Raw genomic sequence first — 15286 nt, forward strand, 5'->3', positions numbered from 1 at the left:
CTCAATGCGCGCCCATTCCTCCTCACTCAACCAAAACAGCTGCCTTGCCATTCAAGCCTCCTATCCTTGGAAACTTGAATCACAAATCCAACTCAACTGGAATCCCCTAATTGGGTACAGACCCTAGCGCCCCGGTACCCGAAATCCGCCCGACTCCCGGCGGCGGATCAGCCGTTTGGCAGGCCGCAAGACGCCGACACGCCACCCTACCGCGCATTGGGGTGTATCGCCCGGATTCGGGTCGTTGATGGTCGCCGTCTTGTGTTACTTTTTCGCTCGTTGAAACGCGAAACCGGTTAATAGCGGGCTCCCAGGCGGCCATCTGCCAGGGGAAGGGTCCGGTTGTGCGCCCACCGGGCTGACTTGCGAGGGGAGCAAGGTCCATGGTTGAGCCATCACGCGCCATGCCGATGAAATCCAGCCGTTGGGTTTACGGCTTGGCCATCTTAGGCTTTCTGGTCTATGTGGCCTGGATCATGGGCCCCTATCTGCGGTCGGTGATTGTCCGCGATGCCGCGGTTACCTCTTGGCTGAATGTGGCCACCTCCCCCATCGACGGAAAACTGGAGTTCAAGCCGCAAGCCGCCGAAGGGGCGGTTGGCCCGGACGGCATCATCGTGCTGATCCGAAACGACCGGATGAGCCGAAAGCCGTTAATCGAAGCTCAGATCCAGGTCGATTATGCCTCAGCACGGGTGAAGGAACTTCAGGCATTTCTCGATGACATCATTGTACTGGACCAGGACCGTGCAGCGCTGAAGTCACGCTATGCCGATATCTTCCGCAGCCAGTTGGAAGAGGAAATCGCCGGTATGGAGCGTGAGATCAACGTCACCCGCAAACAATTGGAGCTGATCAACAGGATTGCCGCACGCCACGAAACGCTGGTTGCGAACGGCAACGTGTCGCAGTCCGCAACAGATGAGATATGGCTGCGCGTGTCAGAGCTGGACTGGCAGCTCGCACAATTGCAGAACGACCTGGCCTATGCCCGGGTGCGCCGCGAGGCGGCGAACAACGGCGTCTTCGCCACCCTGGACGGCGAAGATCCCGATTGGGTCCGCGGCGAACGCTTGGAACTGAAGCTGCAGAAAAAGGAGGGACGCCTGGAATTGAGACAGGCCGAAGCGGCGCTTGCAACGGCGAAGGCCGCTTTGCGCGACGCGGAAACGGACTACGCCAGACTGACCGAAGACTCCGTCCGCGCACCTGCGGGCAGCATCTTGTGGAACCAGAAGGCGGCGCCGGGCGCCACTGTTCGTTCGGGAGAGCCGGTTGCCGAATGGCTGGACTGCTCGGTCCTCATGATCGACGTGCCGATTGCCGATGCCGAGGTTCATCTCATCAAAGCCGGCATGGGAGCCGAGATTATACTGGAAGGGGATTCGACAGTCCGCGAAGGGCGGGTACTGCTGACCCGCGGGTCAGCCTTCACCCTGGGACGCAACGACCTCGCCGCTCTCGCCAAGGGCCGAGCAAAAGGCACTGCGCAGGCCTTGCTCGACTTCTCCCATGAACGGGAAAACTTCGAGGACTGCCCGGTGGGCCGGGCCGCCTACGTCGATTTCCCGGACATCGGATTGATCGATGTCATCCGGGCCCGACTGCGTCTTTAGGCGCCGGGAACACCGCAATGCCTGGGCCGACAAGAGACCAGAAATCCAAGGAAGCCGCGGTCCTCTATACCTCGCTGGCTGACCTGGCCGTCGTTACGATCCTGTTTTTCTTCGCTGTCTTCACCTCATCACTCACGCTGCTCAGTGAGGCGATCCGGGTGGCTTTGATGCTCTTGGTTGAGTTTTACGGCCTCTTTGTCTTGCGCGCCCTGCACCGGGACCGGCTCAGGAGGTTCCGTTTTGGCATCGGCAAGGTCGAACAGATGTGTAACCTCGCCATTGGTGCCGCACTGCTTTTCAGTGGGTTTTGGGTCGCTCATAGCGTGGTCGCCGCGCTGCTGTCGGTCCAGGCTGCGTCAACACCCTTGGGCCTGGCGGCAGCCGCCGTGATCAGCGCTGTCAATTTGCTGATCAATCTGCTCGGCTGGCTGGCCATGGCTGCTGCGGCCAGAGACGGCGACTCGGCCATCTATCGGGCGCAGTTGCGCGCCAGGGCCGTCAAGCTTGCCGCCTCCGCAATCGTTCAGATCGCGATCACCATCGCCGCGCTGGCCAAAGACCCTGTCGTGGCAACGCTGTTCGACGGCATCGGCGCAGCCTTCGTCGCCGGGGTCATGGTTACAATCGGCTTCAAAATGGTCGCCGAGTGCCTGCCTGACCTCCTCGACCACCCGCTGCCGGGGGAAACCAAAAAGGAGATCGAAGCCGCACTTCTGTCAGCGGGCATCGCAGGAGAAGAACTGCTGCGCCTTCGGACCCGCTGCTCGGGCAGCCTGCCGCAGGTGGAACTCACGCTCGCGCCGGCAGGCTGTGCATCCGTGACGGACTACTGCCGCCGCGTCACAGCTGTCGAGAACCACTTGAAAGATCACCTTGGGGGCGCCGACGTTTCAGTCGTGGTCGATGCCCGGAAGCCGGCGGAAACTTGACCGGGAAAAGCCACGCCATGACGCAGCGCCAAGCGTTGAGCCAAAGCACCGGCGGGACCGCCCGGGGCCCCGCGCTGGCACTCGATGCCGGCCTGCTCTGCATTCTGCTCGTCGCCACCCCGATGACGGGCTCGCTCACCCTGCTTGGCGAAACGCTCCGCAGCGCCTTGCTGTTTCTGCGTGAGCTATCGGATTGGATGACAAAGAAAAAGCTCCTCGCAGGATCCTTGGCGCATTACGAGTTCGGTGTGGAAAAGCTGGCGCAGGCCTGGACCCTGGCGATCGCGCTCGCGATGATCATTGCCGGACTTTGGATCGCCGGCCTTGCTCTCGATCTGATCGTGACCGGGGAAAGTCAGACAACATCCGGCGGCCTCGCGCTTGCTGCCGTTACCCTCGCTTTGGTCACCCTGCGCAGCGGACTCCAGATGCTGCCATTCGCGCAACCGAAACCCCGGGCCTTCAGGTTCGCCTCGCTTCTCGTCATGCAGTCGATGATCACTCTGGCCGCGCTGGCCGATGATCCTTCAATCGCTCTGTTGGCGGACTCTTTCGGCGCGGCCTTCGTCGCTCTCCTCATGACGGCTGCCGGCGCAAGGCTGTTTTCGACCGCGGCCGTGGACTTGGTCGATCACCCCCTGAACCGCAAGAGTGAGGCATACATCGCAGAACTCCTCCTCGAAGCGGGTGTTGAAGAGGAGGAGTTGTTGGATCTTCGCACCCGGCGATCCGGCCGCGACATCTTCGTCGAGTTGACCATCAACCCGTCGCGCGCCGGTTCCTTCGAGGAGGCGCGTCAGCGCATGGGCCAGCTGCGGCGCGCATTGGCGGAGCAGCGGGACGATCTCGACGTCGCGATCAGGTTGCGCGCCCCTGGAGCAGATTCGGGTTAGATGGAATCGCCGAAGGCGACCCATCGTCCCGGGGTCTGCTCTAACTGTTTGATGGCGATCGGATTCACATGTTTTGGCGCAACCACGAAGTGGTTCCGTCAAAACATGATCCGATCTAGCGGTTGGCGCGGTTGAACTGCAGTTCCTCCGGCGTCAGATCGAAACCGAGGTAAATTCGGTAATCCGACCCGTCTTCGCCGGCGGCCAGGGGAATGATCTGTCCAATCTCCTCCAGGCCCGAAACCCGGGTCTTGTTGCCGGGAAAGGGAATGGCGATGTCAAAGGATTCGCGCGCCAGCACCGTCTGGTCGGCCCGGGCGACGGCGACGAAGTAATTGATGTTCGCCACACGGTCGGCATTGGCGGGGCCGCGCGACGCGATCACACGCACCTGCAGGTCGACATCCACCTCGTTGTCATCGTACTCACAGATCAGACGCCCGGCCTCCAGATCGGCCTCGAAGAGGATATCGGTCAGATCGCGGCCCTGTCCGTTGAACTTCGTCTGATTTGAGGCGTCGCTCAACAACACCACCTCCGGGCAGGGCAGCGGCGCTTCGTCGGAGGCACAGGCCGCCACCAGGAACACAGTGGCAACACAGGACAGCGTAACGATGGTCCGAAAGGCGGCAGGTCGCGGAGAATTCGATCGCATAAGGGCTCGCAGATATTAGGCTGGATTGGCTTGAAACAATCGGGCTGGGCGCCCCGTTAAAGCTTGTTGTGACTGCCGTCGCAAAGCGGTTGCCTGGCGCTTGCCTTGCAGCCGCAGAAGAACACGTTCTTGGCGGCCGTCGCCTCGTACATCACCGGCGTGATCCCGGTGCCGGAGTGCGAACCATCGCAGAAAGGTTGTTTCTGGCTGCGTCCGCAGGCGCACCAGAAGTACTTCTTTCCGGCCTCCACCGGCACAATATAAGGCTCTTTCTGGGCGGGGATCGGGTCTGTCATGAAGCCTTCCTTCTGCTGGCCGGCTATACTACTGTCCGCAAAGTCGAACCGGGGGCAGTGCCCGACTCGAAAGACCGGCTTTTTGATGTCCTGCCGGACTTTAGGGAACCGCCGCCCCGGCGACAAGTGCTGCCTTGGGGGCTTTGGCCCGGCCAGCGGCAAAGCCGGAAACGGCGCGATACAGAGCGAAGATGGATAGTCAGCATGAGCAAAAAGCCCCTAACCGTTCTTTTGGCCAACCCCCGCGGCTTCTGCGCCGGTGTCGAACGGGCCATAGAGATCGTCGAGCGGGCCCTGCAGAAGTATGGCGCCCCTGTCTATGTGCGCCACGAGATCGTGCACAACCGCTTTGTGGTCGAATCCCTGGAATCCAAGGGCGCGGTCTTCGTTGAGGAACTCGACGAGGTGCCGGAGGACGTTCCGGTGATCTTCTCCGCCCATGGGGTGCCGAAAGAGGTTCCGGAAGAGGCGGAGCGGCGCGAACTGTTCTACCTCGACGCTACCTGCCCGCTGGTCAGCAAAGTACACCGCGAAGCCGAACGCCACGCCCGGATCGGCCACCAGATCCTGCTGATCGGACATGCCGGCCATCCGGAGGTGGTCGGAACCATGGGTCAGGTGCCCGAGGGATCGATCCTGCTGGTCGAGGATGTCGCGGAAGCCGAGCGCATCGACGTCAAGGACCCCGACAATCTGGCCTACATCACCCAGACCACCCTGTCGGTGGACGACACCAGCGAGATCATTGCCGTCCTGCGCCGGCGGTTTCCGAAAATCAACGGCCCGAAGAAAGAAGACATCTGCTACGCGACGACCAACCGCCAGGAAGCGGTGAAATCGATCGCACAGAACTGCGATGCCTTGCTGGTGGTCGGCGCGCCCAACTCCTCGAACTCGCAACGCCTTGTCGAGGTGGCCCACCGCGAAGGCTGCAAGACGGCCCTGCTGGTCCAGCGCGCCGCGGATATCGACTGGGCGCAGCTGGCCGACATCTCCACCCTGGGGCTGACGGCCGGTGCCTCGGCGCCGGAAGTCCTGGTCGAAGAGGTTCTTGAGGCCTGCCGCAGTCAGTTCGACGTACAGGTGCAGGAGGTCAGCGGGGCAGTCGAAGACGTCATCTTCAAGCTGCCCAAGGCCCTTACCGGCGACAAGGCGGCGACCGGCTGAGCGCGGCCCCCGTCAGCCAAGCGAAACCAAATCTGATCTCACCCAAACCTGATCTCACCCCATGGCCGTCTACACCGAAGTCTCAGCCGAAGACCTTGCCTGCTTCGTAGCGGACTACGATCTGGGCGAACTGCTGTCCTTCAAGGGCATCGCCGAAGGCGTGGAGAACTCCAACTACCTGCTGCAGGCGGAAAAAGGCAGCTACATCCTGACGCTCTACGAAAAGCGGGTAGCAGCAGAGGATCTGCCGTTTTTTCTGGGCCTGATGGAACACCTGGCCGGCCGGGGCATCAGTTGCCCGGTGCCGCTGCACGCCGGTGACGGAAAGGCGTTGCGCCAGCTCTGCGGCCGGCCCGCTGCGCTGATCTCGTTTCTGGAGGGCCTGTCGCCGCGGCGGGCCCAGACCTTTCATTGCAGTGCGCTGGGCGCCGCCCTGGCGCGCATGCATCTGGCCGGCGCCGATTTTCCGCTACAGCGCCGCAACGCCCTTTCGGTCGACGGGTGGCGGCCGCTGCTGGAGGCCTGCGCCGGGCGTGCCGATACCGTCAGCCCGGGCCTGGCCGAAGCCCTGGAAAGCGAGTTGAAACACCTGGAAGCGAACTGGCCGGACAAGCTGCCCGCCGGGGTGATCCATGCCGACCTTTTCCCCGACAACGTGTTTTTCCGGCGCGAACAGCTGACCGGCATCATCGACTTTTATTTCGCCTGCAACGACTTCTTCGCCTATGACCTGGCGGTCTGCCTGAACGCCTGGTGCTTCGAACAGGACAATGCCTTCAACGTCACCAAGGCGCGCATGCTGCTGCAGTCCTATTCCCGCGAACGCGCCTTTTCCGAGGCGGAACTGGAAGCCCTGCCGCTGCTGGCCCGCGGCTCGGCCTTGCGGTTTCTGCTGACCCGGCTCTACGACTGGCTGCACCACCCCGAAGGCGCCTTCGTCCAACCGAAGGACCCCTTGGAATACTGGAAGAAGCTGAAGTTCCATCAGGAAGTCCGCGGACCTGGTGCCTACGGCCTGGACCTGTGAAAACCCCATGACAGTTGAGCGGATATGACGGCACAGAGCGACAGCATCGAAATCTTCACCGATGGCGCCTGTTCGGGCAATCCCGGGCCCGGCGGCTGGGGCGCCCTGCTGCGCTTCAAGGGCAGCGAAAAGGAACTCTGCGGCGGCGAAGCGGGCACCACCAACAACCGCATGGAGATGCTGGCCGCGATCATGGCGCTGGAAGCGCTGAGACGCCCGTCGCAGGTCGACCTGCATACCGACAGCACCTATCTGCGCGACGGTATCACCAAGTGGATTCACGGCTGGAAGCGCAACGGCTGGAAGACCGCCGCCAAGAAACCGGTGAAGAACGTCGACCTCTGGCAACGCCTGGAGGCGGCGCTGGAACCCCACCAGGTCAACTGGCACTGGGTCAAGGGCCACGCCGGCCATCCGGAAAACGAGCGCGCCGACGAACTGGCCCGCGCCGGCCTGGAAGCGGCCCGCTAAAGCCGGCTCATAGCCAACAACTGAGAGCCGCCGGCCTTCGCGTCTCCGGCAGAAGACCCACAGGCCTGTCGGCAGGCCACAGAACGGCCAGGGCATCGAAAAGGTGCCGTCACCGGTGCCGGCAGACCTCGACCACGACACCGGGCCACGCCGTAACGCGCTGACCGAGATCCCAGTCGGCATCAACAACGGAACAAACTGCAGAAAAATCCAGCAGAATAGATATTTAAAGTAGATATTAAGATCATATATCAACTATAAATTGATTATACTAACCAATTATTATCCTTAACATTGAGATATTCCCGTTCTGAGCAGATTCGTCGTGAAAGTAATCGATTTAAAGTAGCAACTACGCAGAGCAATGAGCCCGTGAAGGTCTTGTAATTTCTACTTTTTGGTTGCTTGGGGACCTGGGGAAGCCGCTGGAATCCCAATAATCAACTCATGAACGGAGATACAATGACCTTATCAACCAACACGGCAGAAACTTCTGCAGAAGGGTATGGCAGCCAAAAACATACCCAATCGGCGGGGTTACGTGCCCTGCTGAACGACATCAAAATCTCCACCAAGGTATATGGCGGCTTCGGCGTGATCCTGCTGCTGCTATGCGGTTTGGGAGGGTTTTCGATCTTCGCCCTGGAATCGGCCAACGGCACTTTCACGGAATACCGCTCCCTTTCGCGCCAGACCACCGCGGTCGGAGAGATTCAGTCCAACCTCCTGATGACCCGAATGAACGTGAAGGACTTCATCATCACGAAATCCGACCAGGACCGCGAAGACGTCTTCAAGTTTGAAAAGCAGACCGAGCACGCGGTCGACGAGACCTTCAATCTGGTTGCCGATCCAGAACGTCGCAGCAGTCTATCCGGGATGAAGCAAAGCATGGAGGAATACCGCGGCCATTTCGAGAACGTCGTGTCGCTCAATGACCAGCGCAATACCATCGTGCAAGGGACCCTCGACGTGCTGGGCCCCAAGATCGAAAAAGGGCTGACGGAAATCATGGAGAGTGCCAATCGGGATGGCGATGCTGAAGCGACCTTCCTGGCCGGCGCGGTCATGCGCAACCTGCTTCTCGCACGGCTCTATGCGGCCAGATTCCTGATCGACAACAAGCAGGAATACTACGAACGGGCGATGCTGGAGTTCAGCCAGCTTTCGGAGCGTTCGGACGACCTCCTATCCAGCCTGCAGAACCAGCGCCGGCGAGCGCTTGCCCAGCAGGTGGTGGAAGACTTCGCGGCCTATGAGGCTGCTTTCCAAGATGTCAACGGCGTCATCAATCAGCGCAATGCCGTGATATCAGAACAACTCGACCGTATCGGCCCGGCAGTGGCTGCTTCGATCGAAGACTACAAGCTGTCGCTCAAAACACGCCAGGACCAGATCGGTCCGGCAGCGGCTGCGCAGATGATGAATTCTGAGTTGATCGGTGCCGCGGTGTCAGGGATCGCTCTGATCCTGGGCATCGTCATCGCCTGGACGATCGGTATGGGGACGTCCCGCCCGATCAACCGTATGACGACCGCCATGAACGCCCTGGCCGAAGGTGACAAGAATATCGAGGTGCCGGCCCTCGGCCAGAAGGATGAGATCGGTGCCATGGCCGAGGCGGTCGAGGTGTTCAAGCAAAACGCCATCGAGATGGACCGTCTCGCCGCCGAGCGGATCGAGCAGGAGAAGAAGGCGGAGGAAGACAAGCGCCGGGCCATGAATGAGATGGCCGATGATTTCGAGGCCTCAGTGAAGGTGGTGATCGATTCCGTCGGCTCCGCTTCCGGCGAAATCAAAGATTCCGCACAAAACCTTACCAAAGCAGCCGAAGACGCGTCGGCTCGGTCGACAGCGGTGGCCGCGGCCTCCGAAGAGGCGAGCGCCAACGTTCAGGCGGTGGCCTCCGCTTCCGAGGAAATGACGGGCTCGATCAACGAGATTGCCCGCCAAGTTGCCGAGTCGACCCGCAGCACCGGCGAAGCCAAGGACGAAGTCGAGGAGACCGATACCGTTGTCCGCGAACTGGCCGATGCGGCACAGAAAATCGGTGAGGTCGTGACTCTGATCTCGGATATCGCCGAGCAGACCAACTTGCTGGCGTTGAACGCCACCATCGAGGCAGCCCGCGCCGGCGAGGCCGGCAAGGGCTTCGCCGTGGTCGCCTCGGAGGTGAAGAGCCTGGCTCAGCAGACCGCCAAGGCGACGGAGGACATTGCCCAGCAGGTCTCCGGCGTTCAAACAAGCACCGAATCGGCGGTGTCGGCGATCGGCCGGATCAAGGGAACCATCCTGAAGGTCGACGAGATCGCCGGGTCGATCTCAGCGGCCATCGAAGAGCAGACGGCTGCGGTTTCTGAGATCTCGACCAACACTCAGCAGGCTGCGGCGGGCACCCAGGAGGTTTCCGCCAACATCGTCGACGTTCAGCAAGGTGCGGAGCGGACCGGCACGGCCGCGCGTCAGGCCTTGGAGGGGGCGACCGAGCTCTCCAGCCAGTCAGGCCAACTCAACACCAAGGTCGAGGAGTTCCTGACCCGCGTGCGTTCTGCCTAACGGCGGCGGCACACACAATCGTTATCAAAGAGGGTGTCCGGCCGGTCCACGCCGGGCACCCGGAAAACGAACGCGCCGGCGAATTTGATCACCGTAGCCATGACTTGCCCTCCAATCCTAAGCGTTACATCCGAGTTGAGGTTGATGGGACCGAGGCCGGTCCGCCGATGGGTTCCAGTACAGTCATGTGTGGAAAGTCGCGTTGCACGGCCTCAGAACGGAGCGGAACGCGAACATATGAGCCGTTTCGCCAGAGCGGCATTTGGTCGAGAAACGTGCTGCTGTTGAGCCAACCGTCCTGTCCGCCGAGTAGCACGAAGTAGTTCTCGTCCGGGTCGGACAAGTCGAACAGCGTGCGGGCGTTGGTGCCATAGTGGACAGCGTGGCGCTCGCCGGTCGGCACGAAAGCAGTCTGGAAGACCGAGCTATTGCTGCCAGGCGCTGGGAAATCAGTGAAAACATACCGATGACCGAGCAACGGCAGGTTGGCCAAGGGATGCGCAAGACGCATTCGATGCAGATCGCCCCAATGGCCATAGGTCGCAAGCCCGGCTTCGGCCTTGTCCAAGGCATCTTCGAGCGCACCGACGATCTTGGCTTCGGGTACCATTTCGAGGTCCCGTTGCAGGATCGACGGCAGCCCGCCGGTCCTGAAGAAGATCTGTGCCTTGCTTTCGTCATAGAGGGCGTAGACGAAGCCGCTCAAGAAAACCTCGAATGCCAACGCGCCTCGCGACTGGTTGTCATAGTGTCCGTCCCAAGACGCCAGGGCGTTGACCACCGACGGCCTTCGGTCACGAAGGCCATGCCTTTCGATCAAGTCAAGAAAAGCACCTCTCAGGCGCTCAGACGAGGCGACGAATACGTCCTGTTGAAGCGCCGAAAATGCATTCATATCGATCTTGCGTTCGACGGACAGCAAATCCTTGATGCGGTCGATCCTGTCGTTCGGCGCGAAGAAATAGCTGACGGGCACCTCGGTCGCCGCCGGCTTGTTGTTCGACGAAGCGAGAAATCCTTCTGGCGGATTGAACGCATAGGGCCAATCCGGGGTGGACTGCATTTGCGCCCATGCCCGAGCCGCAGATTCAGCCGGTACCACCAGATCGCTAGGCGCCGCGGCATCGCGCTTGGGCAAGCGCACCGCCATCACCTGCCCGATACTGCCAAGGTGATCGGCATAGAGCATGTTGAGCCCAGGAACCGCGAAAGTGCCGAGGGCATCCCGAAAGTCGTCCCAAGACCGGGCTCTGGCGACCTGAAGCATCGCCGTTACTTCGTCGCTCACGTCGTGCCCCGTCCAACGCAAAGCGACCATTTCATCCGACGGGATACCGAGCAGCGGACTATCTGAAATCACAGGACCAAACCGGCTCTCCCGGATCGAGACCTCATGGTCGAACCACCATCGCGTACCGATTGTTTCCGGCCGCTGCCGGATGACTGGTTCATCGACGCCCGAAAGATCGACCGCGTCGCTGCTCGCCGCACGCATGTTGGTGGCGCCCCAGGCTATCCAGGGATTGCGGCCAATCGCGAAAAACGGCAGGCCCGGCACCATGAGGCCAACGGCGTGCAAGGATGGCGATTTGACCCCAGCGACAAGCCAGGCATTGGGCAGCGAGAGATTCAGATGCGGATCGTTGGCCATGAGAGCGCCGCCCGTCGCGCTCAAGTTAGCCGAGATCACGATCGAATTGCTGCCGCCTTGTCCGGTGTAGAGTCCTGGCGGGATGTGCGAGACGCCGTCCCGTTGTCCGCCGAAGCTCGGCGCAGACAATGCGCCAGCGTCAACCAGTTCCCGCCAGGTTTTCGGCCATTCGGGATTCTGCCGCAGCTCGAATAAGGCCAGCCAGAAGAGCCAGTTGATGTCGAAGGCCGCCAGCCTCCCTATGGCCAGAACATCGGCGACCGTCCAGGGTTCCTCGTCCAGGCCATAGATAGCGAACTCATGCGGTCGCTGCCTGACTCTCTCCCGGTAGAGATTGATGCCGTCCACGAAAGCTTCTAGCCAGCGGCGCGTTTCATCCGGCAGGCTTTGCTGAATGGCCGGAACCGCGCGCGGAATATCGATGATGCGCAACGTATGATCCAGACCGTTGGCAAATGGGCCGGCAACTTCCGAAAGACGGCCCTGCGCAATGCGCTTGAGAAACTCCATCTGCCCGAGGCGCAGGTGCGCATGGACGAGTCCAAGCGCTAGTGCGAGATCCCGATCGTCCTGGGCTTCGATGTACGGTATCTGATTGCCGTTCCAATGAATCCTGACAAGCTTTCGCAAGGGAAGCCCATCGGTCGGCATTACCCCAAGGCGCTCGGTCAGGGTAGTGGGCTTGGGCAAGGGACCAAGGACTGTGCAAGCCGACAGGCTGAGTATCATGGCTACGACCCCCGCAACCATCCGAGCACGCCTTCCAGCGACTTGGGTGGGGCTCCTCCACAATGGCTTGGGCAGACTATCTGCCTTCGTAACCGTTTGAAGCATTTCCGCTGCCCTCACGCGTTAGCCGCGCGTCTAGCGGGGGCTCTGCGCTGCCCACGCGTCGCTCCCGGCTAGCATTAGATAGTTTTAGCTAAATAGCGCGCAGCGACAGCGGAGCACCTGTCCCATCCAGCCTAATGCTATGCCTGCGTGTGTGCAGTGCATTGACAGAGATCAGCCAGAGCTACGATGGTCTGAATGGTCTCGCTTCTTATTTGGCGTGCCATCCTAGAAGTCTTTATGACCCTGTAGCCGGGACATCCGGATTGCTAATGATCGTGGCCGATAATGACCAAGCGCTAGCCATTACCGTCTGCCGTAAAGGTGAAAATCTCCCCGCGCTCCATTGTCCCATTGTGCAGGATGGGAAGGGTGAAACGCTCGCCCGGCTCGAAGCCCGCCCCGGTGATGAGCGGTCGGATGTCGTCGATCGATACGTGACTCGGATAGATGATAAGGCTACCAGCTGGCTTAGATACTCGGTGCATTTCTTTGATGACACGCGCTAGTTCTGCGTCGCTAAAGTAATATGGAAGGAGCACGTCGAAAGCCAAGATGCAATCTATCGTGCCACTATCAAGGGGCAAGTCGAGATCGCCATGTGTGTTGATCGGAGTAATGTTTTCCATGCCAAAGGTTTTTATGAAGCGGCCGAGCCGAAAAATATCGAGCCGGTTTTTCTCGATCGCGTAAACTTGGCCAGTTTCACCGACAATCACGGCGGCCGGGATTGCGGTATAGCCGGGCCCACAGCCGAAATCGATGACGGTCTGGCCTTTCTTAAGCCCGACCCGTGTCAAAACGGCGTGTGCCGTCTCCGACATCCAGATATCAACGTCGTTTGGCATCTCTACCCTTACCGTGAGCTCCGAACGACCGCATCATGATTTGTAAGCGGACTCTGCACGAGTCACGAGATACGACCGCTCCTGGCCGAAGACAGTCACCCCGCGAAAGTCCGCTTCAACCGCCGCACCGCCAAGCAATCGCTGTGCTGGACGAGACTGCTGCAGCGAAACTGGCCCTACGTCCCTAGTATCAATAAAAAACCCATTCCAAATTTTGGCACAACACACCTGCGCATCCAGCAGCAAAAGTTTGATGATGCCGTTTGCTGATGGTGGCGTAGCGGTCCACAAGTCGCCAAAAATATGATTGCAGACATTAACGGCATTGCAGAAAACTTGCCGATTGGGCTCCTTCCGGTCATTGCAACGTTCGTTACCAATGACCGCTCCTGGCCGAATCTTGCCGCTGGCATCGGCGGGGCCGAGAAGGGTCCAGCGAAGGCCACCACAAGCGGCTGAAAGCGACCCAAGGCAGCCGCTGGGATTTGGCGACACGGACGACCGAGAAGCTGACAAAGCCGCCTTCCGAACACTGTCTGTTCGGCGGCAATTCCCCGTTGGCGATGGATCCTACGGCTTGTCTCGCTCATTTTTGACTTCCCGCACCTGGAGGATGCGGTCGATCAGCCCCCATTCCAAAGCTTCCTCCGCTGTCATGAAGCGGTCCCGGTCGAGCGTGCGTTCAACCTCCTCATAGGTACGCCCACAATGCTCGGCATAAAGCCTGGTGATGCGGCGCTTGGTCTGCTGCATCTCCTCCGCGTGGATGAGAACATCTGACGCCTGCCCTTGGAACCCGCCCAGCGGTTGATGGACGTGCAGACTGGCATTGGGCAGCGCCGCCCGTTCACCGGCCTCCCCCGCCATCAAAAGGAAAGACCCCATGGAGCGGGCGGTGCCGTTGCAGAGCGTATGCACCGGTGCTTTGACGTATCTCATGGTGTCATACATGGCGAGGCCGCTGGTAATCACGCCGCCGGGCGAATTGATGTAGAGATGGATCGGCTTCGTCGGGTTCTCGGCCTCCAGGAACAGCAACTGCGCGCAAACCAATGCGGATACCGCGTCATTGACCTCGCCGTTGAGGAAGACGATCCGCTCGCGCAGGAGCCTTGAATAGATGTCGAAGGAGCGTTCTCCCCGGCTTGACTGTTCGACGACCATAGGGACGAGCTGCATCGCTTCGCGCATGGGCGAACTCCTGTCTTCTGGAATTTCCGTTGTCGATCCGGGACGTCAGGCAGCGCGCATGAGGCAGAGCCCGTTATTGTTCGCGGCCGTGGGAGGCTGCTGCACCAGCCGTTCGTCCGCCAGCCCATGGACGATTCTGAGTGTGGTGGTGCCGTCGGCGTTGGGCCTGACCTGAAACGTGACCCTGCTTTCGAGGAAAGGTGGCTCGTTGTCTTTCATTCTGTAGCTGACTTCCTCGCCTGGTGCGGAAGAAATCGGCTCTGCATCGACCAGATCTCCTTTCGGCAACCACTTCTCGCGAAACTCGGGAACGCTGATCGCCCGCCAAACCTTTTGAGGCGACGCATCGAGTTCGTATTCAAGCACCAAATCCGTCGCCTGCCCTTTGGCATCCAGTTCGTTCATTGGTCCATGTCCTTCAGCATAATCTTCAGAGCGTCGATCCGCGCGGGCCAGTAGGCACGATACTTGGCAAGCCATCGGGCGATGAGCGCCAAGCCCTGTGGATCGACCTCGTAGTTCACGAAACGTCCCTGCCGTTCTTCGCGTACCAGTCTTGCGTTGCGCAGCACTGAAAGGTGCTGGGACATGGCCGGCTGACTGATCTCCATACCTTCGCGCAAAGCACTGGCGTTCATGCCGCCGGCCGCCAACTTCTCGAAGATCGTGCGCCGGGTTGGATCGCCAAGAGCCCTGAATATCTCATTCTCAATCATGAGAAATACATAAGCACAGACTTATGCGATTCGCAAGTATTTTATGCCGGCCGATGCCTTCATTGCCCACTGCCGTCTTGAAAGTCAGTCTGTCGCCGGCAGGCTCATCCCTTCGGCCCATGCGGTTACGATCCAGACAGAAGCCGTTAGGTACACTTCGGAAGGATCGTCCATAGCGGCCAACGCCTTACGCAACCGAGGCTCGACGTTCGCTCGCAGACCCGGATTCTCGCGAATGATTTTCCCAAGTGCCCCCACCTTCAGAAGCACTTTCATCGTTGCATCGACGTCGCCGCACGAAACTTTCTGGTCGTGCGATTCGATAGCGATCTTGCTAAACCCTGCTGTCTCAAGACTGCGTCGTATGTGATCGGGATCGGCGAGACTAAAGGGTGTATGGTCAACTTCCGTCTGAACGCCCGCCGCTGAGAGCGGAAAG

At 60.3% G+C, this 15286-nt stretch carries 15 protein-coding genes; 7 read left to right on the top strand and 8 right to left on the bottom strand.

Annotated elements, in window-relative coordinates; all coding sequences use genetic code 11:
• Positions 1 to 383: 383 nt before the first annotated feature.
• The 3 genes from HBA54_RS28200 to HBA54_RS28210 are packed head-to-tail and all read left to right on the top strand — an operon-like array spanning position 384 to position 3438.
• The gene (locus tag HBA54_RS28200) at positions 384 to 1616 is read left to right on the top strand and encodes an HlyD family secretion protein (RefSeq protein ID WP_167231940.1); all 1233 of its coding nucleotides are present in this window, start codon (positions 384 to 386) and stop codon (positions 1614 to 1616) included.
• 17 nt (positions 1617 to 1633) lie between these two features.
• A complete protein-coding gene (locus HBA54_RS28205) occupies positions 1634 to 2545 on the top strand; it encodes a cation diffusion facilitator family transporter (protein WP_167231943.1) in 912 nt (303 codons plus the stop codon).
• 17 nt (positions 2546 to 2562) lie between these two features.
• The gene (locus tag HBA54_RS28210) at positions 2563 to 3438 is read left to right on the top strand and encodes a cation diffusion facilitator family transporter (RefSeq protein ID WP_167231945.1); all 876 of its coding nucleotides are present in this window, start codon (positions 2563 to 2565) and stop codon (positions 3436 to 3438) included.
• Between the two features lie 115 nt (positions 3439 to 3553).
• On the opposite strand, the gene HBA54_RS28215 is transcribed toward HBA54_RS28210, so the two are convergent.
• Entirely contained in the window at positions 3554 to 4093 is a 540-nt protein-coding gene (locus HBA54_RS28215) for a hypothetical protein (protein ID WP_167231948.1), read from the bottom strand.
• A 56-nt stretch (positions 4094 to 4149) separates the two neighbouring features.
• The gene (locus HBA54_RS28220) at positions 4150 to 4389 is read right to left on the bottom strand and encodes a CDGSH iron-sulfur domain-containing protein (RefSeq protein WP_167231951.1); all 240 of its coding nucleotides are present in this window, start codon (positions 4387 to 4389) and stop codon (positions 4150 to 4152) included.
• A 204-nt stretch (positions 4390 to 4593) separates the two neighbouring features.
• Between HBA54_RS28220 and ispH the strand changes: the two genes are divergently transcribed.
• The 4 genes from ispH (at position 4594) to HBA54_RS28240 (ending at position 9610) form a co-directional block, all read left to right on the top strand.
• On the top strand, positions 4594 to 5556 hold the full coding sequence (gene ispH / locus HBA54_RS28225) for a 4-hydroxy-3-methylbut-2-enyl diphosphate reductase (protein WP_167231954.1): 963 nt from the start codon (positions 4594 to 4596) through the stop codon (positions 5554 to 5556).
• Between the two features lie 61 nt (positions 5557 to 5617).
• On the top strand, positions 5618 to 6583 hold the full coding sequence (locus tag HBA54_RS28230) for a homoserine kinase (RefSeq protein WP_167231957.1): 966 nt from the start codon (positions 5618 to 5620) through the stop codon (positions 6581 to 6583).
• A 24-nt stretch (positions 6584 to 6607) separates the two neighbouring features.
• Positions 6608 to 7054, top strand: coding sequence for a ribonuclease HI (gene rnhA, locus HBA54_RS28235; RefSeq protein WP_167231961.1), 447 nt, complete (start codon positions 6608 to 6610; stop codon positions 7052 to 7054).
• A 462-nt stretch (positions 7055 to 7516) separates the two neighbouring features.
• Positions 7517 to 9610 (top strand): methyl-accepting chemotaxis protein, encoded by a 2094-nt coding sequence (locus HBA54_RS28240; protein ID WP_167231964.1) that lies wholly within the window; start codon positions 7517 to 7519, stop codon positions 9608 to 9610.
• Positions 9611 to 9734: 124 nt separating this feature from the next.
• On the opposite strand, the gene HBA54_RS28245 is transcribed toward HBA54_RS28240, so the two are convergent.
• The 6 genes from HBA54_RS28245 to HBA54_RS28270 form a co-directional block, all read right to left on the bottom strand.
• The gene (locus tag HBA54_RS28245; RefSeq protein WP_167231967.1) at positions 9735 to 11990 is read right to left on the bottom strand and encodes a penicillin acylase family protein; all 2256 of its coding nucleotides are present in this window, start codon (positions 11988 to 11990) and stop codon (positions 9735 to 9737) included.
• Between the two features lie 401 nt (positions 11991 to 12391).
• Positions 12392 to 12940 (bottom strand): class I SAM-dependent methyltransferase, encoded by a 549-nt coding sequence (locus HBA54_RS28250; protein ID WP_167231970.1) that lies wholly within the window; start codon positions 12938 to 12940, stop codon positions 12392 to 12394.
• A 570-nt stretch (positions 12941 to 13510) separates the two neighbouring features.
• The gene (locus HBA54_RS28255) at positions 13511 to 14131 is read right to left on the bottom strand and encodes an ATP-dependent Clp protease proteolytic subunit (protein ID WP_167231973.1); all 621 of its coding nucleotides are present in this window, start codon (positions 14129 to 14131) and stop codon (positions 13511 to 13513) included.
• Positions 14132 to 14176: 45 nt separating this feature from the next.
• On the bottom strand, positions 14177 to 14536 hold the full coding sequence (locus HBA54_RS28260) for an SRPBCC family protein (protein WP_167231976.1): 360 nt from the start codon (positions 14534 to 14536) through the stop codon (positions 14177 to 14179).
• Positions 14533 to 14847, bottom strand: coding sequence for an ArsR/SmtB family transcription factor (locus HBA54_RS28265; protein ID WP_167231979.1), 315 nt, complete (start codon positions 14845 to 14847; stop codon positions 14533 to 14535). Before HBA54_RS28265 ends, HBA54_RS28260 begins: the two co-directional genes overlap by 4 nt.
• An 84-nt stretch (positions 14848 to 14931) precedes the next feature.
• Positions 14932 to 15286 (bottom strand): hypothetical protein (locus HBA54_RS28270; RefSeq protein WP_205944971.1); only part of this gene is annotated, 355 nt, incomplete at its 5' end.

It is taken from the genome of Pelagibius litoralis (genome assembly GCF_011683915.1).
Taxonomy (GTDB): Bacteria; Pseudomonadota; Alphaproteobacteria; order Kiloniellales; family Kiloniellaceae; genus Pelagibius; species Pelagibius litoralis.